The organism is Hyphomonas sp., assembly GCF_046313735.1.
Lineage (GTDB): Bacteria > Pseudomonadota > Alphaproteobacteria > Caulobacterales > Hyphomonadaceae > Hyphomonas.
In genome coordinates this window covers 74204-94810 of record NZ_JBKBXW010000002.1, presented here as the reverse complement: position 1 = coordinate 94810, position 20607 = coordinate 74204, and the positions used below count along the sequence as shown (strand labels likewise).

The window sequence follows — 20607 nt, the reverse complement described above, 5'->3', positions numbered from 1 at the left end:
CCCCGCGCCCGCCCCCCCACGACGCTGGGCGGGGTCATCGAGACCCATTCGAAAACCGGCCTCACCCATCCCGGCGCCGGGATCAGCTATTCGGCCGGCTCTTTCGGGTATCAGCGCGGCAGCGCCGAGATCGGCGGCGCAATGGGACGCTTTGATGCGTTCGCAGCAATCACGGCCTCGGAAGCGGACGGCTATCGCGACCAGTCGGCCACCGAGACGCTGCGCGTCTCCGCCAATGCCGGCCTGCGCCTGTCGGACCGGATCGAGACCCGGCTGTTTGCCGCCCTTGTCGAAACCGACGCCCTCTGGCCGGGCACCCTGACCCGCGCGGAGTTCCTCGCCGATCCGGGCGCAGCCGCCCTCGTCTCGGTGCGCCGCAACCAGAAATCCGACATCGACCAGAAATTCCTCTCGAGCCGGACGGTTCTCGACATGGGCCCCGGCCTGGTAACTGTCACAGCCGGCTGGAATGACCGTTTCAAGAACCACCCGACCCCAGGCGGCATCCTGCTGGAGGATTCCGAAACGCTCAGCGCCGGCCTGTTGTGGACCTCTGCGCCCGGCATGGGCCCCTGGCTCACCGAAGCCGGGCTCCGCTATGCCACGATGGATCAGGACGCGACCACCTTTGCCTATGCCGGCGGCCTCAACTCGCCGGTCTCCGCCCAGCCGGGGGCGGTCGCCTCTGACCGCGTGCGGGAAGCCAGCAACACCGAGGCCTATGTCCGCCTCGGCTATCAGGCGAGCCCGGCGCTCCTGCTCTCGGGCTCGCTCGCCTATCTGTCCACGGATCGGGCAGAGCGGCGCGGCCCGCTCGACCCAACCACTTCCCCCGCCTATGACATCTCATATGACGCATGGCTCCCAGGCGCCGGCCTCGTCTGGCGGGTCGCGGACAGCTGGAGCGTCTTTGCCAGCCTCACCCGGACAGCAGAAGCCCCGTCCTTCTTCGACCTCGGCGGCAACCAGCCCCTGCAGCCGGACCGCATTCCCCGCCTGCGGATGCAGACGGCCGATACCGCCGAGATCGGCAGCCGCGGGCGTTACGGCGCCTTGCGCTGGGATGCGACCCTCTATCATGGCCGGCTGAAGGGCGAGCTTCTCCGCCTCGATGCTGCCGGGGCCCTCAACCCGCCGATCCTGAATGCCGATAAAACCCTGCGCACCGGCTTCGAATTGGCTGGCGAGGCGGATCTCACGGACAGCCTCTTTCCCGGCGGCCCGTCGCTCGCGCTGGCGGGCAAGTATGACTGGCTCTGGGCACGGTTCGATGATGATCCGGTCTATGGCAACAACCGGGTCGCCGGTGTGCCGGAACATTCAGCCTATGCCGAGGCGCGCTTCGGTTTCGGCCCGAATTTTACCCTGACCCCGAACCTGACCTGGCGCGGCTCCACCCGCACGGACCTCTTCAACACGATCTCCGCCGAGGCGGCGGTTCTGATCGGGCTCAATGCAACGGTCGAGGTCGGCAATGTCCGCCTTTGGGTCGAAGGGCGCAACCTCACTGACGAGCGCTGGGTCTCCGCCGTGAATGTCGTCAACCAGGCCGGGCCCGGCAGCGGGCTCTACTTTCCGGGAGACGCAGCCTCGGTCTATGCCGGTATCAGCCTGCGCCGCTAGGTGCCTGGAACGGAAAGGCGGACCCGGCCTGGACGCACCCTGCTGCCAGGCCGGGGACACCTTCCGCACACGCCCCAAACGCAAACGCGCCGCCCCCTTCCGGAAGCGGCGCGCCGCGCGTGCGTCCCCCGTCTGTCAGCGCATCAGCGCTGCAGCTGGTACCAGTAGCCAGAGCCGTTCGGATCAGCCATCCAGTAGGTGCCCGACTGGTCCACATAATAGTGGTTGCCCTGGTAGTAGTGCTGGGTATTGGCGCCCCAGGTGTGGGGCAGCGCCTGCGTGCCGTAGCCGTAATAGGTCGACTGGCCCATCAGCCCGCGTCCGGCTTCCTGCATGTTCTCCGAGAATCCGCCGGTATAGCCGTTATAGGCGTTGCGAGAGTTCTGCACGGCGCCCTGATAGCCATTCCAGGCGCGGCGCTCATTGTTCACGATGTCGTTCGACGTCTGGTAATACCCGCGCGTGTTCTGAAACCCGCCGGTGGCGGCATAGTTGTAGGCGAAGGTGCGCAGGTCGCCGTGGAACTGGCCGCTGGCGACCATCTGGTTGTACATCGCCACGATCTGCGGGTTCGCCATGTTCTGCTGGATGATCTGCTCCTGCATGTTGTTCATGTAGGCGTTCTGCTGCTGGACCTGGGAATTGTACCAGCCGGAGATGTCCATCTGGGTGAAGTCCTGGGCCGAGGCCGCGCCGGTCATGGCGGCAAGGCTGGCAGCAGCGGCAAGAAGGGTGCGAAGCGTTTTCATCGGTCTGGTCCTTTGTTGTCCCCGGCAGGATCATTCCCGCCTTACCTTCTACGGCGCGGCTCCCAGGAAAAACGGTCCAGACCCGGCAAACTTTTTTCCGACAATCTTGCAGCGCCGATTTTTCCGTTATTATTCAGCGCATTGAAAAAGCCGGCCCCGCAAGGCCGGCTTTCCCGGAAGGTCCTCATCTGCGCCCGGCGGGCCGTCTCAATTGCCGCGCACCAGCCGGTTGGCCGAGCGCATCACCGGATTCTCCGTCAGCCGGTCGACCATGCTCAGCCGGCCGGGTTCAGCCTCCTCATCCTCCGCTTCGATCACGGCCGGGCAGCCCTTGGCCGCCATGGTCAGGCGGATCTGCTCCAGCCGGTCACCGGCGGCATCCTTCGCATCGGCCCGCGCCATAAGGTTGCCAAGGCCGAGATCGCTCGGCCCGCTGACAATCCGGCGCACGCTGATGACGCTCGCCTCGCTCACCTGGCGCTGCACCATCCGGACGGAAATGTACTCCCGCGTCAGCTGGCTGCAGTCATAATTGCGCGCTTCCAGCTCGCTGAACCCCGGCAGGGTCGTGTAGCTGCTGGTGGCACAGGCGCCGAGCGCCAGCGCCGCGGCCCCGAAAACGATGATGTTCCTCACTTTGACCGTCATGGCCGTCTCCCTTGATCCTCAGCTTTCGGCGCCCCCGGACATCCCACCCGGCCAGTCCGCCTTACTTTCTGCGGCGCAGGGCCGCCGTAAAAAGGGTCATGCGCATTCAGGAAAAAACCGCCCCGCCCGTCGCCTCACACGCGCAGGCGCTTGCATCGCGCTGGTCCTGTGGCAGCTTGCAGCCCGATAAGCGCCACTCTAGGGGAGCAAGGCAGGCATCATGAGCGCAGGCAGCGACAGCCCGGCCCCCGGCGGCGAGGCCCTCCCGGAGGAGGCGCTCGTCGCCGCGCTCTCCCCGCGCGAGCGCGACCGGCTGCTCGGCGAAGTCTATGACGAGCTGCGCCTCCTCGCCCGCAAGATCCTCGCCGGCGACCGTGCCCGCCAGCACATTGCGCCGACCGAACTCGTCAATGGCGCCGCCATCAAGGTGATGAACCAGCGCCAGATCCCGGCCCAGCGGCGCACGCATTTCTTCGCCTATTCTGCCCATATCATGCGCCAGGTGCTGATCGACGAGGTGCGCCGCGAGCGCGCCGCCAAGCGCGGCGGCCCGAAAGTCACCCTGATCACCGAGATCGCCGAATCCGCTGCGCCGGACGACTCCGCCGTCGATGTAGAGGTCATCCACGACGCCCTCAGCCGCCTCGCAGAGGTCGACCCCGCCCTCGCCCGGCTCGTTGAGCTGCGCTACTTCTCCGGCCTGACACTCGAGGAGATCGCAGAGCTCGACAACGTGTCCCTCTCCACCATCAAGCGCCAGTGGCGGGTCGCCCGCGCCTGGCTGCACGACGCGCTGAAGCCCTGAAAATCCGCCTTTACCGGCACCCCTCCGCCTGCATCGCCTCGGCAATCAGGCGCACATCATTGGTGCGGTCGAAGTCCGACAGCCCCCAGCCCTCCTCCAGCTTCGCCCAGCTCTGCGCCGCCTCCTGCAGCGCCCGGCAGCCCGCCTCCCGGCCCGAGACATCGCGCACCATCTCCGCGCGCCCCCGCATCGGCACAGCCACCCGGCGCTGCGCGTCGCCATCCGACGGATTGGCCGCCGCCGCCGCGCGGTAGGCGACCAGCTGCTGCTCGACAATTGCCAACGCCTCGGCGGCCCGCCCGTTCGCCTGCAGCATCAGCGCCACCTGACCGAGCGAGATATCCGCCGAGCGCTGCGCCAGCCGGTCCGACGGGTCCCACGCCATCAGTTTCAGCGCCACTTCGCGCGAGCGCTCCGCCGCGGCGAGCCCTGCAGCCGGATCGCCAAGGTCCGCCTCCACCGACGACAGCGAATAATAGGCATAGTGCAGCCCCGTCAGCAGCCTGCGGTTCGTCGGCTGCAGCGCCAGCCCCGTCTCGAACCGCTCCGCGGCCCGCGCATACGCCTCTCGCGAGGCCGGGATACTGCCAAGGTAATACTCGCTGTCGCCCAGCAGCGCGGCCACCCGGCCCGCCTCGAAGCTGAAATCCATGCCCGTCCGCGCCGCCTCCGGCAGGGCGAGCAGCCGCGCCTCCTCCGCCGCGCGGATATCGCGGGCGCCGGCCACATCCCCCAGCGTCTGGAGCGCGTCAGACCGTGTCATCCTTATCCCCAGCAGCAGCCCATTGCGCGCCCCGGCCTCTGCCTCGCCCGCCGCCGCCAGTGCCTCGAGCGCATCCGGCTCGGCCTCTTCCGCGAGGCTCAGCTGCAGCGCCGGGTCCAGCGTATAGCCCGCCTTCGTCACGGCCAGGAAATAGAGCGCCCTTGCCCGCGCCTCGCGCAGGGCCGCATCGCCCGGCGCCCGGCGCACCAGCCCATCAAGGATGCCGCGCGCCCGCTCAAGGTTGGCAATCGCCTGCTCCGTCTCGCCGAGGTTCGGCCGGCTGGACACGCCCTGCACCTCGGCCAGCCGCACCAGCCCCGTCGCCACCTCCGCCTGCAGCCCGGCATTCCCCCCGGCTGTCTCCCCCAGCGCATCGAGATAAGCCTGCGCCCGCGCCGACATCGCATGACGCGCCGGCGTCGCCCCCGGCACCTGTTCCAGCTGAGCATTCAGATCAAAGATCATGAATCCCGCCAGCGCCCTCAGCCCGTCAAACCGCTCCTCGGCCTGACGGCGTGAGGCTTCTGCGGCGAGGTAAAGATTCGTGATCACCGCCAGCGCCACCAGCGCCGCCCCCGCCGCGCTGACCATCGCCGCCAGCGCCAACGGCCGCCGCTGCGCATACCGGCGCGCGAGGTACACAAACCGCCGCGGCACCGCGCTCACCGGCTGCGCGCCCTGCCAGGCGGCAAGGTCTGCGTCGAACGCCTCCATGCTCCGGTATCGCGCCGCAGGGTCCACCGCGACCGCCTTGGCAAGGATCGCCGCCAGGTCACCCGGATTGCGCACCTCCAGAACGGGAAGCGGCGCCGCCGGCTGGCACGCATCCGCCCGCGCCGCGTCCCAGGGCAGCTCCCCGGCCAGCAGCTCATACAGCGTCACCGCCAGCGAATAGACATCATCGGACAGTGTCGCGGGCGCCCGCGCGCAGCGCTCCGGGCTCGCATAGGCGCGTGTCACCCCGTCGAGCCCCTCGGCGGCGGCCACTTCCTGCAGCCGCGCAATGCCGAAATCGATCAGCTTCGCCCGCCCATCCTCTGTCACCAGAATATTCGCCGGCTTCACATCACAGTGCACCACGCGCGACTGGTGCGCATGCGCCAGCGCGCCCGCCACCTGCCGCACCAGCGCCACCGCCGCCTCCGGCGAGAGCCCTTGGCGCAGCGCATGTTCGTCAATCGGCTCGCCCGCGACGAACTCCATTACAAGGTAACTCAGCCCGCCCTCGGTGACCCCGCCATCGAGGATGCGCGCAATCGAGGGATGGTCCATCCGCGCCAGTGTCCGGCGCTCGGCATCGATCAGCGGCGCAAGGTCAATCTCCCCCTGCCGCGCGCGCATGAACTTGATCGCCACCGTCTGGTCGAACAGCCCGTCATTCCGCCGCGCGCGGTAGACCGACCCCATGCCGCCCGCCCCGATCATCGCCTCCAGCCGCCACACGCCGAGCTCCAGCGGCGGCACTTCCAGCGGCGCGCCGATGTCGGCCTCCAGCGCCGTCACCTGCGCATCGGCCTCCATCAGTTCTATGACGCGCCGGATCACGTCGGGGTCGCGTCCAGCCGCCTCCTCCAGCCATTCCAGCCGCGCGCGCACATCCATGTCCTCGCGGTCCAGCGAGGCCGTCAGCAGGCTGAGCGCCGTCCGCTCCCGCTCCGGTGTCAGCATGAAGAAACGCCTCCGGCAAATCCACTCCGCCCCAAGGCGTAAAGCACGCGCAGAACGGGTCAATAATGCCCGCGGCAGTCAAGTGGCCCAGTCGAGAGGCGAAAGCCCCCTCACCCCGCCTTGCGCGCCGCGTCGCCCAGACCCGCTTCTGCCGCCTGCAGCTTCTCCGCCACGAGGAAGGCAAGCTCCAGCGCCTGTTCGCCGTTGAGGCGCGGGTCGCAGTGCGTGTGGTAGCGGCTGGAGAGGTCTTCTTCCGAGATCGCCTGCGCGCCGCCGATACATTCGGTGACATTCTGGCCCGTCATCTCGAAATGTACCCCGCCCGGATAGCATCCCTCGGCGGTCAGCACATCGATGAACTGGCGCACTTCCGACAGGATACGGTCCACAGGCCGCGTCTTGAAGCCGGTGCCGGTCTTCAGCGTGTTGCCATGCATCGGATCGCACGACCAGACGACCGTGCGGCCGGATTTCTTCACTGCCCGCGCGAGCGGCGGCAGGCCCTTCGCCACGCCCTCCGAGCCAAAGCGCGAGATCAGCGTGATGCGGCCGGGCTCATCGGCCGGGTTCAGCGTGTCGATCAGCCGGATCAGCTCATCAGCCTCCATGCCGGGGCCGCATTTGATGCCGATGGGATTCTTGATGCCCTTGCAGAAATTGACATGGGCATGGTCCACCTGCCGCGTCCGGTGGCCGATCCACAGCATGTGCGCCGAGGTGTCGTACCAGTCGCCGCTGGTCGAATCGATGCGCGTCATCGCCTCTTCATAGCCGAGCAGCAGCGCCTCATGGCTGGTGTAGAATTCCACCTGCGCCATCTGCGGCACGGTCTCGGCATTGAGGCCGACGGCCTGCATGAAACGCAGCGAGGCGGAAATCTGCTCGGCCAGCTTCTGGTAACGCTCGCCCTGCGGGCTGCGATCCACAAAGCCCAGCATCCAGCGATGCACATTGTTGAGGCTTGCATACCCGCCCTGGCTGAACGCGCGTAAGAGGTTCAGCGTCGCCGCCGACTGGGAATAAGCCTGGATCAGGCGCTCGGGGTCGGGAATGCGCGCCTCGGGCGTGAATTCCATGCCATTGATATTGTCGCCCCGATAAGATGGCAGGGTCACTCCGTCGATCGTCTCAATGGGTTCAGAACGCGGCTTGCCGAACTGGCCGGCAATCCGCCCGACCTTCACGACCGGCTTCGCCGCCGCAAAGGTCAGCACCACCGCCATCTGCAGGATCACGCGGAACGTGTCGCGGATATTGTCCGGGTGGAACTCCTTGAAGCTCTCGGCGCAGTCCCCGCCCTGCAGCAGAAAGGCCTTGCCGGCCGCAACCTCTCCGAGCCGCGCCTTCAGGCGCCGCGCCTCGCCGGCAAACACCAGCGGCGGAAAGCTCTTCAGACGGGTCTCGACAGCCGCCAGCGCTGCCGCATCGGGATAGTCCGCCGGAATGTGCTTGGCCGGCAGGTTGCGCCAGTCGGAAGGGTGCCAGGTCATGTCTAAGTCTCACTCGGAATTGCCGCGCATAAACCACATGGACGGCGCCTGCTCAAGTTTCACCATAATTTCACAGCAGGAAGGTGGCCGAGGTGTCCCCGCAGGCCGTAAAAGGCTTGCCGGGACAGAGTGTTGGTGAAGCTGCGGGGGCCGGATGTCGCACGTTTACATAAGCCATTCAGGCGCCGACCCCGATGCCCTGCTCGCCCTGCATGAGGCGCTGAGGACCGCCGGGGTCACCCCCGCCTATGGCACAGGCACGGGCGAGCGCGCCGGCGCGGACGAGGCGATTGGCCGGGCCTTTGCGCTCGCCGTGCTCGTCTCAGCCGATGCCATCCGCTCCCGCCATGTGCGCGCTGACGTTGAGGCCGCCCGCGCGCGCGGCCTGCGCATCATCCCCTACCAGATCGACAAGGCCCGCCTGACCGGCTTCTTCAAGACCGATGTCCAGCCCTTCCTGCGCCATTCCTCCGCCCAGCCGGACGGGCTCGCCCGCTTTGTGGCCGAGGTGCAGGCGGCCTATCGCCAGAAATGCCCGGTCATCGCGGTGATGAACCTCAAGGGCGGCGTCGGCAAGACCACCGTCTCGGCCCAGCTCTCCGGCGCCTGGCAGGCGCTGACCGGCGGGCGCGTCCTGATGATCGACCTCGATCCGCAGTATAACCTCACCCAGACCTTCTTCAGCATGGAAGCCGCCGACGCCTTCGCCGCCGAGGACCGCTCGGTCATCTCGCTGTTCGAGCGCTCGCGCCTTCATGCGCGCGATGCCGTCTCGCCGGCGGAAAGCTGGCTGACGCTCACCCCCGCCCCGTTCAGCCCCGCCGCGCGCGACGCCTTCGTGCATGAACTCCTCGGCCCGGATGGCCCGCCCGGCCGGCTGGATCTCATCTCCGGCCAGTTCGAGATCTCGAAATACGCCTTCGCCGCCGATCCCGATGCGCTGGCCGCCATCAAGCAGCATTTCCTGCGCTGTATCGAGCATTACCGCAGCGAATATGACCTGATCCTCTTCGACACGAACCCGAACGCCACCTTCCTCACCCGCTGCGCGCTGGAAGCCGCCGACCGGGTAATCGCGCCGATGCATGCCGACATCTATTCCCTGCGCGGTGTGCGCCTGCTCGGCCAGGTCATCCGGGGACAGATCGGCAGCGCCCGCCAGCCGGACCTGTCGGTCCTGTTCAACATGGTCAACCGAAACGAACAATCGACCTTCGAGGCCGATGCCCGCAATGGCGCCTTCGACACCCTCGCCGGCTTCCCGCTGTCCCGCGCGCTGATGACCGCCGCCCTGCCGCGCTCGGCCCATTTCACCGTCCGCGCCCCGGAGGAAGGCCAGCCGCGCTGGCGCCAGCTGCTCGTCCATGCCGGCCGCGGCGGCGGCCTCAAACCCATCCGCAACAGCCTCCGCCAACTCGCCGGAGACCTGCGCACCCTGCTGGACCAGCCTGAGGGGGTGTGAGGCGGGCCACTTATGAGGCCTACACCTTTTGCTTGATCTTCCGCCGATTATGCGCAATATTTTGCGCATGGCGGTAGAGCGGAACAGCCGTAAAATCCTTCGCCGTCTGGAACAGGAGGGCTGGGAACTGGTGCGCGTCGCTGGCTCGCATCACCAGTACCGGAAAGACGGCGTCACGCTGACTGTGCCGCATCCGAAGAAAGACCTGCCAACCGGCACCGCCCGCGCCATCGCCCGGTCAGCTGGCTGGCTAGAGGAGAAAGACACATGACCCGCTATTTCGCCCTCGTCGAGCAGGAAGGTGACAGCGCCTATGGCGTAACCTTCCCGGATGTGGCCGGCTGCTTCTCTGCAGCCGATGACGAAGACGATCTGATGAAGAACGCCATCGAGGCGCTGTCGCTGCATCTCGAAAGCCAGCCCCTTCCGCCAGCCCGCAGCAGCGCCGAGCTGAATGAGGTGCCCGATATCCGCGCGGCCATCCTCGCCGGGGCCTATCTCATGCCGGTGCCCCTGATCGTCAGCGAGTCCCGCCAGGTCAGCGCCAATATCAGCCTCGACAAGGGGATGCTGAAAGCCATCGACGCCGCCGCCCGCGAGCGCGGCCTCACCCGCTCCGCCTTCCTCATCGAAGCCGCCCGCCACGAAATCGAACGGCGCTGACGATTTTCATAGAGCAGATGTCATCTGCGCCTGGATGATCGGTCAATTGCATTGTATACGGAAATCCCGTATAAAGCCTTCGTGACGGACCGCTTCGACCCGGCCAAGGACGCGACCAACCGGGACAAGCACGGCCTGTCCCTCGCTTTCGGCGACCGGATTTTCGAGGACGAGGATCACCTGATCATCCCCTCGATCCGGCCACGGGATGGTGAGGAGCGTTTCAAGGTCGTCGGCAATGTCGATGGTAAGCTGTTCACGGGTGTATTTGTCTGGCGCGGTGACCTGCCCCGCTTCGTATCAGTGAGAAGGAGCAATGCGAATGAAGAAAAAGCCTATCGCTCTGCCGGCTGATCCTGCCGATGCGGAAGACTTCGACACGCCGCCCGAAGCGCTCGACCGCGCCCAGCGCGCCCGCCTGATCCGCCGCACGCGGACCAGTCTCGGCCTGTCGCAGACCGAGTTTGCCGAGCGGTTCCGCGTGCCCGTCGGCACCCTGCGGGATTGGGAACAGGCCCGCGCGACGCCGCCCGATTTCGCCGTCGCCTATGTCCGCGTCATCGGCCAGCATCCCGACATGGTCGCCAGCGTGGTCGCCTGACCCACCCACCCTCTCCAGAAATTCGCACCGCGCGCCCCTTGACCGGCCCTCGCGTCAGGGCTGTCACGGTGCGCCGTCCATAAAATATCCAACGGAGGAACGCCGGAGCCATGACCTACAAACCCTTCGATCTCAGCGGCAAGGTCTGCGTCGTCACCGGCGGCAACAAGGGCATCGGCCTCGGCATGGTCGAGGCGCTCGCCGCCTCCAACGCCGATGTCGTCATCTGGGGCCGCAAGACCGCCGACAATGACGCCGCCGTGAAGAAAGCCACCGGCCTCGGCACCGGCAAGGTCAAAGCCTGGGCCGTCGATGTCGGCGAGGAAGCCCAGGTCGTCAAAGCCATGAAGGAAGCCGGGGAAGAATTCGGCCGCATCGATTGCTGCATCGCCAATGCCGGTGTCGGCCGGGGCGCGGCCTCCTTCGAGACGATGACGCTGGAAACCTGGGAGTATAACGCCCGGATCAACTCCGTCGGCGCCTTCTTCACCCTGCGCGAAGCGGCCAAATCCATGGTCGCACGCGCCAAGGCCGGCGATCCGGGCGGCAGCCTGGTCGGAACGGCCTCCCTCGCCGGCATCGAGGGCGCAGGCCGCAACCAGGCCTATGCCCACACCAAGGGCGGCCTGATCGCCATGATGAATGCCTGCGCCGTGGAATATGGCCGCTATGGCATCCGCGCGAACTCGATCCTGCCCGGCTGGATCGCGACCGACATGACCGAAGGCGCCCAGGGCCAGGAAGTGTTCACATCCAAGGTCATCAGCCGCGTCCCGATTCGCCGCTGGGGCGAGCCGGAGGATTTCGGCGGCATCGCCGTCTACCTCGCCTCCGACGCCTCGAAATACCATTCCGGCGACACGCTGATCATCGATGGCGGCTACGCGAAATTCTGATTCGCGCCCTGGAAAACCGAACAACGAAAAAGGCCGCCTCCTCACGGAAGCGGCCTTCTTCAACTCAGGTTCAGCCCTGGCAGGTGCCAGCAGCTTACTCCGGAGCGGTTTCGTCCGTCGTCTCTTCGAGAACTTCTTCCACGGTCTCTTCAACCGTTTCGACAGCGTCTTCGACAGTCTCTTCGACAGCTTCGTAGGATTCGGTCACGACTTCTTCAGTCGCTTCCACAGCATCCTCGACGGTGGCCGGAGCTTCCGGAGCCGGAGCCGGTTCACCGGCGCCGCCGCAAGCGGCCAGAACGAGCGCAGCAGCGCCGATCAGGACAAGTTGTTTCATGTTGATACTACCCCTGTATGTGTTCTTTCGAACGGCGGCTCACTAGCACTGTTGCCTGATTACATAAAGTTCATTCTGCACAGTGTCCGGATCTTCCGCCGAATACCGGCCCTGAAACACCCCTGCGCGCCGCGCTAAGGGTGTTTCCGGGCCAGATGCTCAATTATTCATCATCGCCTTCGTCGGACTCTTCGTCTTCCTCGGACTCTTCTTCTTCGTCCTCGGCATAGACGGCCACGATCTCGGCTTCGCCATCGCCTTCAGCTTCGATTTCGGCGTCGATCGAGGTTTCGATCGTCACTTCAGCTTCGATGGTTTCAGCTTCCACCGGCAGTTCACCCGCAAAGGCAACACCAGCGAAAAGTGCGGTTGCGGCAACGCTCGCAAACAGTTTGGTCATAAGAGCTTCCCCTCTTAATCGGATTACAGACACGCTGCCGGGTCATTCCAGCAAGCTCATATGTGTTGCCGTTTGATCACGGCCAGATTGCGGCAAACCAGCGGCAATTTCGGCCAGATCAGGGCAGTTTCAGCCTATTGCGTTGACCTTGCGGCGAGCCGCTAGCCCCGTCTGCAAAGACAAGACCCAGACCCCGGAGGAATTATCGCCATGGCCCTGAAGACCCGCCTGACCGCTCTTTTGAACACCGACCATCCGATCATGCTGGCCGGCATGGGCGGGGTCTCCTATGCCGAGGTCTGCGCCGCCATGTGCAATGCCGGCGGTTACGGCGTCCTCGGCATGGCCGGCACGACGCCCGATTTCATCGCGGAGCAGATGAAGAAAGTCCGCACTCTGACTGACCGGCCCTTCGGCGTCGACCTGCTGGCCGCCAGCCCCGAAAGCCTCGAAGCCTCGGTGGATGTCATCATCAATGGCGGGGCTGATTCCTTTGTGGCCGGCCTCGGCGTGCCCATGCCGATCATGGAGCGGCTGAAAAAGGCAAACCTCAAAGTCATGGTTGTCGGCGGCGCCGTGAAGCACGCCATCAAGGCCGAGGAAGCCGGCTGCGACGCGGTCATCCTCCAGGGCGGCGAAGGCGGCGGCCATACCGGCCTCGTCGGCACGATGCCCCTCGTCGCCCAGGCCGTTGAAGCCGTGAAGATCCCCGTCATCGCCGCCGGCGGCCTCTATGACGGGCGCGGCCTTGCTGCCGCCCTCGCCCTTGGCGCCGAAGGCGTATGGATGGGCACCCGCTTCATCGCCAGCGCCGAAGCCCACGCCGCCAACATGTATAAACGCGCCGTCGTCGAAGCCGGTGATACCGATACCACGCGCACGCGCTGCTATTCCGGCAAGCCCATGCGCTGCCGCACCAACGACTACATCAATGACTGGGAAAGCCGCCCGCAGGACATCCAGCCCTTCCCCTTCCAGGCCATGCACTCCCACCAGAACGGCACCATCGGCGGCATCGGCGGCATCACCGATGAAGCGCGCCTCTCGATGGACAAATCCTGCTTCGCCATGGGCCAGTCCGCCGGCGGCGTCCGCGAAGTCAAACCCGTCGCGGAAATTGTCGCCGACATCATGCGGGACGCCGAAGCCGCCATCGACCGCATGAACCAGCTGCGGGTGAAGGTGGCGGTCTGAACGCAAAGGCCCGCCCAATCCACAGGGGTAATCCCTGTATCTGCTGCAGATCACAGGAATCGTATCCTACCCCTGAAAAGCCATGGTATGATGCGCGGCAATGGATCGTCAGACCGCACACCTCTATGCCTTCGTCCACCCGGCCTTCCGCTGGTGGCTCTGGCTGCAGCTGTGCATCGTGCGCAGCTGGATGCGGCAGCACCGGCGCGACGTCTATATCGAAGTCACCCGCTGTGGATCGGTCCGTATCCTGATTGCCGGAGACCCGCCGGACACCTACCGGCCCGTGCTGCCCGCGCGCCCGCACTGGGCGGCGCCGGACTGGGAACGCTCCGTGAGCGGACGGCTTGATCCAATCCCGCACGCCGCCGGCGCGCCCAGCGATCTGGCCGCGATCTGCAGGACCGGGCTTTGCAGGGCCGGCCCGGGCATCCGCCGTGCGCCCGCCCGCGCCGCGCCCGACACCTCCTGAACCTGTCCTTCAAAACGCCAAAGACCCTTGCCGGCCGCGCATCAGAAAGCGCGCGTCCGGGCAAGGGTGCTGGCGGCGGGAAAGGGGCAGCGCGCCGGACAGAACGTCACTGGCACGCTGCGCCTCCCCCCGTCCGGGCGTAAGATTTAACGGCCGGCCGAACGGAACCGGCCATCTTCCCAATAGGTGTCGCCGGTGGTTGTATCGATGAAATAGCGCTGGCCGGTCTGGGGATCGGCATAGAGCTGCGAATGGTTGGGATTGTTGCTGTTCCAGGGGCAGACCTGATCGCGCGTACAGCCATACAGCGCGCCGGCCGCCGCGCCGAGGGCGCCGCCGATCACCGCGCCCTGCGTGCGGTTGCCGTCGCCAGCGAGCACGGCGCCGCCAATCGCGCCGGCCGCGCCGCCAATGGTGGCATCGCGCGTCGTGCCCTGATACTGGCCGGTGGATTCGCAGGCGGCGAACACCAGCGTCGCAGCAGCAATGGCGGGAATATGGAAGGCTTTCATCTGTCCGTCTCCTGATCTTTTGTGGCGTGCCGCAGAACGTCGTCGGAGGTCGCCGGGCCGCTGGCAGCACACAGCGGGAAAGGCCCGGTCCATGACCCATTGAATGCGCAGGCGCGCGCATCGTTCCATGACAATCCAGAAAGCTGTCCTGAGCCGGCTTATAGCCAGCGCCGCCACTTGAAGAACATGTACGGCACGATCGCCGACATCAGCATCATGCCCAGCGCCATCGGATAGCCCTGCGGCCAGGCCAGCTCCGGCATGAACTCGAAATTCATGCCATAGATCGAGGCAATCAGCGTCGGTGGCAGGAACACCACCGCCGCCACCGAGAAAATCTTGATGATGCCCGTCTGCTCGATATTGATCATGCCGAGCGTCGCATCCAGCAGGAAGGTGATCTTCTGTGTCAGGAAGTTCGTGTGATCCGACAGAGACTGCACGTCGCTCGCCAGCGTGCGAATGCGGCTGTCGGTTTCCTCGCCCGCCTTGCGGATCGCCGCAACGGTCGTGTCATAAGCCAGCAGCCGCTGGAACGAGACAAGGCTCTCGCGGATCTTCGAAAGCAAGTCGCCCTTGCGCCCGACCTGTTCGAGGACGGAGCGATAATTGCGCGGCCGCGCCGGCCGCTGCAGTGCGCCATAGCCATTGCGCACCGGCGGCGGCTGCATCGCAAAGATACCTTCCGAGATGACGTTCAGCTCCTGTCCCGTTCGCTCCAGGATGTCGCCGATCCGCCCGATCAGGCTTTCCAGCAGGCCGGCCACCAGCGCATCCGCGCTCCACGCGCCCGCCTTCTGGCAGCGCGTGATGAACGTCTCCACCGAGCGCGGCTCGGCATAGCGCACCGTCACCAGCCGCTCCCCCATCAGGATGAATGTCACCGGCGAGAGCAGCACATTGTCGCTGTCGGTGTGCGACAGCACCATCGCCGTCATGAAATGCGCGCCATCATCCGAGTAGAGACGGCTCGACAGCTCGATCTCGCTCATCTCCTCGATGGTCGGCACATCAATGCCGAGCGCGCGCTCCACCGCCGTCTCTTCATCCTTGTCCGGATGGATCAGGTCGATCCACACCGCTTCGGAAAAGTTCGCAAGGTCGTCGCCAAGACTGACGAACCGGCCATCGACATTGCCATAGGTACGGATCATGTGCGCCCTGCCCTGATAGAGCGCCCTGTCTGCGCAAAGCCGGCCCGGAAAGCAAGCCGGTGCCCGCCGGCGGCTGTGTCAGCCAGCCGGCGTCAGGCGGATCAGGCGCCCGCCGTCCCGGTCCTCCAGCACATAGAGCGCACCATCCGGCCCCTCGGCCACTTCGCGGATGCGCTTGTTCCAGGCATAGCGCCCGGCCTCCTCCGCGCTGCCATCCTCGGCCAGCGCAACCCGGATCAGCGCCTGCGAGGACAAGCCCCCGATAAAGGCATTGCCGGACCAGCCGGCAAACATGTCCCCGTCATAGATGATCAGGCCCGCCGGGCTGATCGCGGGCACCCAATAGGTTGCCGGCGCCTTGAATTCCGGGCGCGTGTCATGGTGGGGAATAGGCCGGCCATCATAATGGTCGCCATTGGAAACTTCCGGGTAGCCGTAATTCTCGCCGCGCACGATCAGGTTCAGCTCGTCCCCATGCGCCGGGCCCATCTCCTGCACCCAGAGCCGGCCAGACGCGTCGAAATCGATGCCCAGCGGGTTGCGGTGGCCCAGCGTCCAGACCTCCGCCGCGACCCCGCCCCTATCCGCAAACGGATTGTCCGCCGGCAGGCTGCCATCCAGGTTCAGCCGCACGACCTTGCCAAGATTGCCGCCCATGTCCTGGGCCGGATCGAATTTTTGCCGCTCGCCCGAGGTGATGAAGAGATGACGGTCCGGCGAAACAACCATCCGGTGGCCATAGTGCCCGTTGCCGGTCACTTTCGGATACTGCCGCCAGATGACTTCCCGCTCGCTGAGGCTGCCGCCGGAAGACGTCAGCGTCAGCACCGCCCGCTCCACCGCCGCGCCCGACAGGCTGTCATCGGACGCATCCCTCTCGACATAGGAGAGATAGACTTCGCCGGTCTCGGCAAAGTCCGGATGCAGGATCAGGTCGCCGAGGCCGCCCTGCCCGCGCGACACAACCTGCGGCCCGCCGGTGATCTGCCCTGCCTTGACCCCGTCCGTGCCCACCAGCCAGATCGCCCCGGCCTTCTCCGTCACCAGCGACCGCCCATCCGGCAAGAAGGTCATCGCCCAGGGATTGTCAAAGGTCTCCAGCGGCGTAGCGGTCAGGACCATTCCGTCCGTTCCCGTCACCGTGAAACCCGGCAGGTCCGGGCTGATCGCCGCTGTTTCCGCCAACGCAGTCTGCGTTCCGCTATCGGCTGCGGCGGAGGCGAAGTCCGGCCCGTCTCCGGGCGCGGCGCAGGCGATGGACAGGCCGGCAACCCCGGCAGTCAGCAAGACGAGACGGGCATGGCGCATGGGTAACTCCTTCGTGCACGGATTATTCAGGCAGCGAAGGCCGCCCGGTCAACCAGATGGGTTAACGTCCGACCGGCCAGATAGTTCTCCAGATTGCTGAGAAAAGTCTCATCCGCCCGCGCAATCGTGCCCGGCGTGTCGGAACTGTCATGCGGGGTGATCGCAATCAGGGGGTGGCGCCAGAGGGGGCTTTCCTCCGGCAGGGGCTCGATCCGTGTCACATCCAGCGCCGCATAGGCCGGCCGGCCGGCATCGAGCGCGGCGACCAGCGCGGCCTCGTCCACCAGCGCCCCGCGCCCAAGGTTCATGAACAGCGCATCGCTGCGCATCTTCGCAAAGAAGCCTTCATCCGCCATGCCTTCGGACTCCGGCGTATGCGGCAGCGACAGGAGCACGACATCGGCCCCCGGCAATTCGCCCGCCACCGCTTCCGGCGGAATGATCCGCGCGGCCCCCGGCGCCGGCCCCTGCCTGCGGCGCACCCCGGTCACCACGCCGCTCAGCGCGCTGACCCGGCGCCCGACCGCTTCCCCGATCGAGCCATAGCCGATCACCAGCCAGCGCGAGCCCTGCATCTCCCGCGCCTTCAGGCGCATCCATTTGCCCTGCCGTTGCAGCGCCCGGTGGCCCGGCCCGTCGCGCAGGAAGTCCAGCGCCTGCCACAGCGCCCATTCGGCCATCGCCTCAGCCTGCGTGTGGTTGGTGGTGTAGAGGCGCGCCTTCTGGCCGATACTCGCCAGCGCCGGATTCTCGATCCCGGCGGCCGCCGACTGGAACCAGTCGAACGCCTCGCTTTTCAGGATCGCCAGCATGAAATCGCGCACCGAGGGCGAATAGAACGCATCGACATTGCCATACGCCAGATGCACCTCCGGCGGGGTTTTCAGGGCCTGCGATGTATAGGCGTTATGCCAGCGCCCGGCATCGTCGAGCGTCACGATTGCGAGCACAGCTTCCCGCCCCTTGAGCCTTGGCTCAAGCCGGGCGAAAGTCCGCGCATGAAGAAGAAGCGTTTTCATGCCCTCCTGCTTAGCGGCGGACTTATGATCGCCGCAAGCCACCTGCCCGCCCTGCCGCAGGGTGAGATGCCCTCGCGTGGGCCGGACTATTTCCGCGATGCCGTCAACCTTGCGAGCATTCTCGGCTCGGCACACGCCATCCGTGTGCGCTGCAATGGCAATGAAGACCAATACTGGCGCCGCTACATGACCGACCTGCTCGGCCTGGAAGCGCCCGAGCCCGGAAACCTGCGCTCTTCGCTCGTCGGGGCCTTCAACGAGGCCTATATGCGCGCCGATGCGGCCTTCCCGGTCTGCGACCGGCGGGCGGCAGATGCGGAGTCGGCCTATGCCGCCAACGGGCAGGAGATCGCCAACCGCCTCGCCGCGCACTATTTCCCCGCCCAACCCCGTCCGCGCTGAGGAGGCCGCCCCCAGATGAAACTCCGCCTGACCGCCGCCCTCGGCGCGCTTCTCCTCGCCGCCTGCGCCCAGGTGCCCTCGCCCGCCGACGCCGCGCCGGAGGAAGCTGCCCGCCTCAGCATCGCCCCGCCGGACGTTCTCGCGCCCCCGGTTGCCGCCTTCCCGATGTCCGGCCAGCGCCCGGAGAGTGGCCGGCCCATCGCGACCCGCTCCGCCGTCATCGCCCCCAACGGCGCCGCCGCCACCGCCCATCCGCTGGCAACCCAGACCGCGCTCGACATCCTGAAGGCCGGCGGCAGCGCCATGGACGCCGCCATCGCCGCCAATGCCATGCTCGGCCTCGTCGAGCCGACCGGCAACGGCATCGGCGGGGATCTCTATGCCATCGTCTGGGACCCCGAGACGCAGCGCCTCTATGGCTATAACGGCTCGGGCCGCACGCCGAAGGCCGCAACGCTGGAACAGGCGCAGGCGCGCGCCGAAGCCCATGGCCAGAATGGCAAGCTGCCGCGCTATGGCACCATTACGGTAAGTGTTCCGGGTACGGTCGATGGCTGGTTCGCGCTGCATGAGAAGTTCGGGCGTCTTCCGATGGCGGACAATCTCGCCCCCACCTTGCGCTATGCAAGGGACGGCGCGCCGATCCCGGAAATGATCGCCTGGTACTGGTCGCGCGGGCCCCTGCGCTATGCGCCCGCCCATGCCAGCGGCGAGCTGGAAGAATACGAAAACGCCCGGCGCACCTTCTTCGATCCCGTGCCGGTCGAAGGCAGCCTGTTTCGCAATCCGAACCTCGCCGATACGCTGGAGCGGATCGGACGTCTTGGCCGAGGCGAATTCTACGGCGGCATGACCGCCCGCATGATGACCGCCTACCTCCGCCGCCATGGCAGCGCCATGACGTATGCGGATTTCCAGACCCATCGCGGCGAGTGGATGGAGCCGATCTGCGTCGAATATCGCGGCGAGGTGAAGCTCTGCGAGCTTGGCCCCAACACGCAGGGCGTCGCCGCGCTGCAGATGCTGGAAATGCTCGAACGCTTCGACCTGAAGGAGATGGGCTTCGGCTCTCCCGACGCCCTCACCGCCATGGTCGAGGCCAAGCGGCTTGCCTTTGCTGACCGCGCGCTCGGCTATGCGGACCCTGCCTATTCCGGCATTGACCCCTCGATTTTCGTTGCGCCCGGATACAATGCCGCGCGCAGCCAGCGAATCGATCCCTCCCGCGCAATGCCGGAAGTTGCTCCGGGCACGGAGATCACCGACGCCGCCCTGCGGGACGGCGACACAACCTATCTGACCGTCGCTGACAAGAACGGCATGATGGTCTCTCTGATCCAGTCGAATTATCGCGGCATGGGCTCCGGTCTTGTGCCTGATGGTCTTGGCTTCATGTTCCAGAACCGGGCTGAGCTGTTCAGCCTGGACCCGGATCATCCCAATGTGTTCGCCGGCGGCAAGCGCCCCTTCCATACGATCATCCCCGCCTTTGCCTTCCGCAAGGACCTGCCGGGCTGCCAGGTGCGCAGCGTCGCGCCGGAGGTCGCCTGCCCGTATGAGCCCTGGCTCAGCTTCGGCCTGATGGGCGGCGGCCTCCAGCCGCAGGGCCATGTCCAGATCATCACCAACCTCGTCGATTTCGGCATGGGCCTTCAGGAAGCGGGCGACGCCGCGCGCTGGGAACATGATGGCGGCTGCGACCCGCAGGATGCTCTGGGGGCGGACTGTAACACCGGCACCGGCAAGGTCATGCTCGAACGCGGTCTTGTGTCTGCCGCCGAAGCCCTGCGTGAGCGCGGCTATGAGGTGGCCTGCTGCGAAGCCAATTATGGCGGCTACCAGGCCATCATGCGCGACTTCGCCTCCGGCGCCTGGCACGCCGCCACCGAAATGCGCAAGGACGGCAGCGCGGATGGGTATTGAGCACGATGCGACCTCAAGCCCCCTCTCCCTTTCAAGGGAGAGGGGGTTGGGGGTGAGGGTTCGCCCCACGCGAAACATCCCGTTTTGCCTCGCCCCCTCATCCCCACCCCCTTCTCCCCCGAGGGAGAAGGGGCTTTGACAGAGGACAGATCCGTTGCCCGCGCCCGCCGCCTGCGCCAATCCTCCAACGCCGCCGAGGACATCGCCTGGAACACCCTCCGTACCCTGAGGGCCCATGGCTATCCCGTCCGCCGCCAGCATCCCATCAACGGCTTCATCGTCGATTTTGCCATCACGCGCGCCCGCCTCGTCATCGAGATCGATGGCGGCATCCATGCCCTGCCCGAAGTCGCTGCCCGCGATGCAGAGCGGGACGCGACCCTTCGGTCGCTCGGCTGGACGACCCTGCGCATCCCCGCCGAAGACGCACGCCATCCCGATCACCTGATGCGCCTCGTCCAGGAAAAGCTAGGCCTTTGACTCCCCTCTCCCTTGGGGGAGAGGGGCTGGGGGTGAGG

The 20607-nt window shown here is 66.4% G+C and carries 23 protein-coding genes; 13 read left to right on the top strand and 10 right to left on the bottom strand.

Annotated features, from left to right (window positions below; translation table 11 throughout):
• Positions 1–1623: TonB-dependent receptor family protein (locus tag ACK4SV_RS01585; protein WP_409916031.1), on the top strand; the 1623-nt coding region annotated here is incomplete at its 5' end.
• Positions 1624–1766: 143 nt separating this feature from the next.
• Here the strand turns inward: ACK4SV_RS01585 and ACK4SV_RS01580 are convergent.
• Together ACK4SV_RS01580 and ACK4SV_RS01575 are read right to left on the bottom strand one after the other, a co-directional pair.
• The gene (locus ACK4SV_RS01580) at positions 1767–2372 is read right to left on the bottom strand and encodes a hypothetical protein (RefSeq protein ID WP_409916030.1); all 606 of its coding nucleotides are present in this window, start codon (positions 2370–2372) and stop codon (positions 1767–1769) included.
• Between the two features lie 207 nt (positions 2373–2579).
• Positions 2580–3020 carry a hypothetical protein gene (locus tag ACK4SV_RS01575; RefSeq protein WP_409916029.1) on the bottom strand — a complete coding sequence of 147 codons (441 nt, stop codon included), beginning with the start codon at positions 3018–3020 and terminating at the stop codon, positions 2580–2582.
• A 220-nt stretch (positions 3021–3240) separates the two neighbouring features.
• Here ACK4SV_RS01575 and ACK4SV_RS01570 point away from each other — a divergent pair, with 220 nt between their 5' ends.
• Positions 3241–3825: an ECF-type sigma factor gene (locus ACK4SV_RS01570; protein WP_409916028.1), complete on the top strand. Its 585-nt coding sequence runs from the start codon at positions 3241–3243 to the stop codon at positions 3823–3825.
• Positions 3826–3835: 10 nt separating this feature from the next.
• Here ACK4SV_RS01570 and ACK4SV_RS01565 read toward each other — a convergent pair whose 3' ends face one another.
• The gene (locus ACK4SV_RS01565; protein ID WP_409916027.1) at positions 3836–6256 is read right to left on the bottom strand and encodes a protein kinase domain-containing protein; all 2421 of its coding nucleotides are present in this window, start codon (positions 6254–6256) and stop codon (positions 3836–3838) included.
• Between the two features lie 110 nt (positions 6257–6366).
• Positions 6367–7746: a class II 3-deoxy-7-phosphoheptulonate synthase gene (locus ACK4SV_RS01560; RefSeq protein WP_409916026.1), complete on the bottom strand. Its 1380-nt coding sequence runs from the start codon at positions 7744–7746 to the stop codon at positions 6367–6369.
• Positions 7747–7900: 154 nt separating this feature from the next.
• Here ACK4SV_RS01560 and ACK4SV_RS01555 point away from each other — a divergent pair, with 154 nt between their 5' ends.
• The 6 genes from ACK4SV_RS01555 to ACK4SV_RS01530 all read left to right on the top strand — a co-directional run bounded on the left by ACK4SV_RS01555 (position 7901) and on the right by ACK4SV_RS01530 (position 11368).
• A complete protein-coding gene (locus tag ACK4SV_RS01555; protein WP_409916025.1) occupies positions 7901–9208 on the top strand; it encodes an AAA family ATPase in 1308 nt (435 codons plus the stop codon).
• Positions 9209–9275: 67 nt separating this feature from the next.
• The gene (locus tag ACK4SV_RS01550; protein WP_409916155.1) at positions 9276–9479 is read left to right on the top strand and encodes a type II toxin-antitoxin system HicA family toxin; all 204 of its coding nucleotides are present in this window, start codon (positions 9276–9278) and stop codon (positions 9477–9479) included.
• Positions 9476–9871: a type II toxin-antitoxin system HicB family antitoxin gene (locus ACK4SV_RS01545; protein WP_409916024.1), complete on the top strand. Its 396-nt coding sequence runs from the start codon at positions 9476–9478 to the stop codon at positions 9869–9871. Before ACK4SV_RS01550 ends, ACK4SV_RS01545 begins: the two co-directional genes overlap by 4 nt.
• 81 nt (positions 9872–9952) lie before the next feature.
• A complete protein-coding gene (locus tag ACK4SV_RS01540; RefSeq protein WP_409916023.1) occupies positions 9953–10225 on the top strand; it encodes a BrnT family toxin in 273 nt (90 codons plus the stop codon).
• Entirely contained in the window at positions 10194–10472 is a 279-nt protein-coding gene (locus tag ACK4SV_RS01535; RefSeq protein ID WP_409916022.1) for a helix-turn-helix domain-containing protein, read from the top strand. Before ACK4SV_RS01540 ends, ACK4SV_RS01535 begins: the two co-directional genes overlap by 32 nt.
• A 110-nt stretch (positions 10473–10582) precedes the next feature.
• A complete protein-coding gene (locus tag ACK4SV_RS01530) occupies positions 10583–11368 on the top strand; it encodes an SDR family NAD(P)-dependent oxidoreductase (protein WP_409916021.1) in 786 nt (261 codons plus the stop codon).
• Between the two features lie 94 nt (positions 11369–11462).
• Here the strand turns inward: ACK4SV_RS01530 and ACK4SV_RS01525 are convergent, their stop codons facing one another.
• Together ACK4SV_RS01525 and ACK4SV_RS01520 are read right to left on the bottom strand one after the other, a co-directional pair.
• On the bottom strand, positions 11463–11705 hold the full coding sequence (locus ACK4SV_RS01525) for a hypothetical protein (RefSeq protein WP_409916020.1): 243 nt from the start codon (positions 11703–11705) through the stop codon (positions 11463–11465).
• A gap of 163 nt (positions 11706–11868) precedes the next feature.
• Positions 11869–12105, bottom strand: a complete 237-nt coding sequence (locus ACK4SV_RS01520) for a hypothetical protein (protein WP_409916019.1) — start codon at positions 12103–12105, stop codon at positions 11869–11871.
• Positions 12106–12315: 210 nt separating this feature from the next.
• Between ACK4SV_RS01520 and ACK4SV_RS01515 the strand changes: the two genes are divergently transcribed.
• Both ACK4SV_RS01515 and ACK4SV_RS01510 read left to right on the top strand, forming a co-directional pair.
• Entirely contained in the window at positions 12316–13299 is a 984-nt protein-coding gene (locus ACK4SV_RS01515; RefSeq protein ID WP_409916018.1) for an NAD(P)H-dependent flavin oxidoreductase, read from the top strand.
• A gap of 100 nt (positions 13300–13399) precedes the next feature.
• Positions 13400–13771, top strand: coding sequence for a hypothetical protein (locus tag ACK4SV_RS01510; RefSeq protein ID WP_409916017.1), 372 nt, complete (start codon positions 13400–13402; stop codon positions 13769–13771).
• 146 nt (positions 13772–13917) lie between these two features.
• Here ACK4SV_RS01510 and ACK4SV_RS01505 read toward each other — a convergent pair whose 3' ends face one another.
• The 4 genes from ACK4SV_RS01505 to ACK4SV_RS01490 all read right to left on the bottom strand — a co-directional run bounded on the left by ACK4SV_RS01505 (position 13918) and on the right by ACK4SV_RS01490 (position 17764).
• Entirely contained in the window at positions 13918–14283 is a 366-nt protein-coding gene (locus tag ACK4SV_RS01505; RefSeq protein ID WP_409916016.1) for a hypothetical protein, read from the bottom strand.
• 158 nt (positions 14284–14441) lie between these two features.
• Complete coding sequence (locus ACK4SV_RS01500) at positions 14442–15437, bottom strand: magnesium transporter CorA family protein (RefSeq protein WP_409916015.1); 996 nt, start codon at positions 15435–15437, stop codon at positions 14442–14444.
• Positions 15438–15515: 78 nt separating this feature from the next.
• Complete coding sequence (locus ACK4SV_RS01495) at positions 15516–16745, bottom strand: PQQ-dependent sugar dehydrogenase (protein ID WP_409916014.1); 1230 nt, start codon at positions 16743–16745, stop codon at positions 15516–15518.
• Positions 16746–16771: 26 nt separating this feature from the next.
• Positions 16772–17764, bottom strand: a complete 993-nt coding sequence (locus ACK4SV_RS01490) for an NAD(P)-dependent oxidoreductase (protein WP_409916013.1) — start codon at positions 17762–17764, stop codon at positions 16772–16774.
• Here ACK4SV_RS01490 and ACK4SV_RS01485 point away from each other — a divergent pair.
• The 3 genes from ACK4SV_RS01485 to ACK4SV_RS01475 all read left to right on the top strand — a co-directional run bounded on the left by ACK4SV_RS01485 (position 17744) and on the right by ACK4SV_RS01475 (position 20569).
• A complete protein-coding gene (locus ACK4SV_RS01485; protein WP_409916012.1) occupies positions 17744–18166 on the top strand; it encodes a TIGR02301 family protein in 423 nt (140 codons plus the stop codon). The genes ACK4SV_RS01490 and ACK4SV_RS01485 overlap by 21 nt on opposite strands.
• 15 nt (positions 18167–18181) lie before the next feature.
• Positions 18182–20089, top strand: coding sequence for a gamma-glutamyltransferase family protein (locus ACK4SV_RS01480; RefSeq protein WP_409916011.1), 1908 nt, complete (start codon positions 18182–18184; stop codon positions 20087–20089).
• A 135-nt stretch (positions 20090–20224) separates the two neighbouring features.
• Positions 20225–20569, top strand: coding sequence for an endonuclease domain-containing protein (locus ACK4SV_RS01475; RefSeq protein WP_409916010.1), 345 nt, complete (start codon positions 20225–20227; stop codon positions 20567–20569).
• Positions 20570–20607 lie beyond the last annotated feature (38 nt).

What these genes read in the sequence shown, in the direction of transcription:
- ACK4SV_RS01580 (WP_409916030.1), bottom strand. Translation starts at nt 2,372, where the DNA reads ATGAAAACGCTTCGCACCCTTCTTGCCGCTGCTGCCAGCCTTGCCGCC.
- ACK4SV_RS01575 (WP_409916029.1), bottom strand. Translation starts at nt 3,020, where the DNA reads ATGACGGTCAAAGTGAGGAACATCATCGTTTTCGGGGCCGCGGCGCTG.
- ACK4SV_RS01570 (WP_409916028.1), top strand. Translation starts at nt 3,241, where the DNA reads ATGAGCGCAGGCAGCGACAGCCCGGCCCCCGGCGGCGAGGCCCTCCCG.
- ACK4SV_RS01565 (WP_409916027.1), bottom strand. Translation starts at nt 6,256, where the DNA reads ATGCTGACACCGGAGCGGGAGCGGACGGCGCTCAGCCTGCTGACGGCC.
- ACK4SV_RS01560 (WP_409916026.1), bottom strand. Translation starts at nt 7,746, where the DNA reads ATGACCTGGCACCCTTCCGACTGGCGCAACCTGCCGGCCAAGCACATT.
- ACK4SV_RS01555 (WP_409916025.1), top strand. Translation starts at nt 7,901, where the DNA reads ATGTCGCACGTTTACATAAGCCATTCAGGCGCCGACCCCGATGCCCTG.
- ACK4SV_RS01550 (WP_409916155.1), top strand. Translation starts at nt 9,276, where the DNA reads ATGGCGGTAGAGCGGAACAGCCGTAAAATCCTTCGCCGTCTGGAACAG.
- ACK4SV_RS01545 (WP_409916024.1), top strand. Translation starts at nt 9,476, where the DNA reads ATGACCCGCTATTTCGCCCTCGTCGAGCAGGAAGGTGACAGCGCCTAT.
- ACK4SV_RS01535 (WP_409916022.1), top strand. Translation starts at nt 10,194, where the DNA reads ATGAAGAAAAAGCCTATCGCTCTGCCGGCTGATCCTGCCGATGCGGAA.
- ACK4SV_RS01530 (WP_409916021.1), top strand. Translation starts at nt 10,583, where the DNA reads ATGACCTACAAACCCTTCGATCTCAGCGGCAAGGTCTGCGTCGTCACC.
- ACK4SV_RS01525 (WP_409916020.1), bottom strand. Translation starts at nt 11,705, where the DNA reads ATGAAACAACTTGTCCTGATCGGCGCTGCTGCGCTCGTTCTGGCCGCT.
- ACK4SV_RS01520 (WP_409916019.1), bottom strand. Translation starts at nt 12,105, where the DNA reads ATGACCAAACTGTTTGCGAGCGTTGCCGCAACCGCACTTTTCGCTGGT.
- ACK4SV_RS01515 (WP_409916018.1), top strand. Translation starts at nt 12,316, where the DNA reads ATGGCCCTGAAGACCCGCCTGACCGCTCTTTTGAACACCGACCATCCG.
- ACK4SV_RS01510 (WP_409916017.1), top strand. Translation starts at nt 13,400, where the DNA reads ATGGATCGTCAGACCGCACACCTCTATGCCTTCGTCCACCCGGCCTTC.
- ACK4SV_RS01505 (WP_409916016.1), bottom strand. Translation starts at nt 14,283, where the DNA reads ATGAAAGCCTTCCATATTCCCGCCATTGCTGCTGCGACGCTGGTGTTC.
- ACK4SV_RS01500 (WP_409916015.1), bottom strand. Translation starts at nt 15,437, where the DNA reads ATGATCCGTACCTATGGCAATGTCGATGGCCGGTTCGTCAGTCTTGGC.
- ACK4SV_RS01495 (WP_409916014.1), bottom strand. Translation starts at nt 16,745, where the DNA reads ATGCGCCATGCCCGTCTCGTCTTGCTGACTGCCGGGGTTGCCGGCCTG.
- ACK4SV_RS01485 (WP_409916012.1), top strand. Translation starts at nt 17,744, where the DNA reads ATGAAGAAGAAGCGTTTTCATGCCCTCCTGCTTAGCGGCGGACTTATG.
- ACK4SV_RS01490 (WP_409916013.1), bottom strand. Translation starts at nt 17,764, where the DNA reads ATGAAAACGCTTCTTCTTCATGCGCGGACTTTCGCCCGGCTTGAGCCA.
- ACK4SV_RS01480 (WP_409916011.1), top strand. Translation starts at nt 18,182, where the DNA reads ATGAAACTCCGCCTGACCGCCGCCCTCGGCGCGCTTCTCCTCGCCGCC.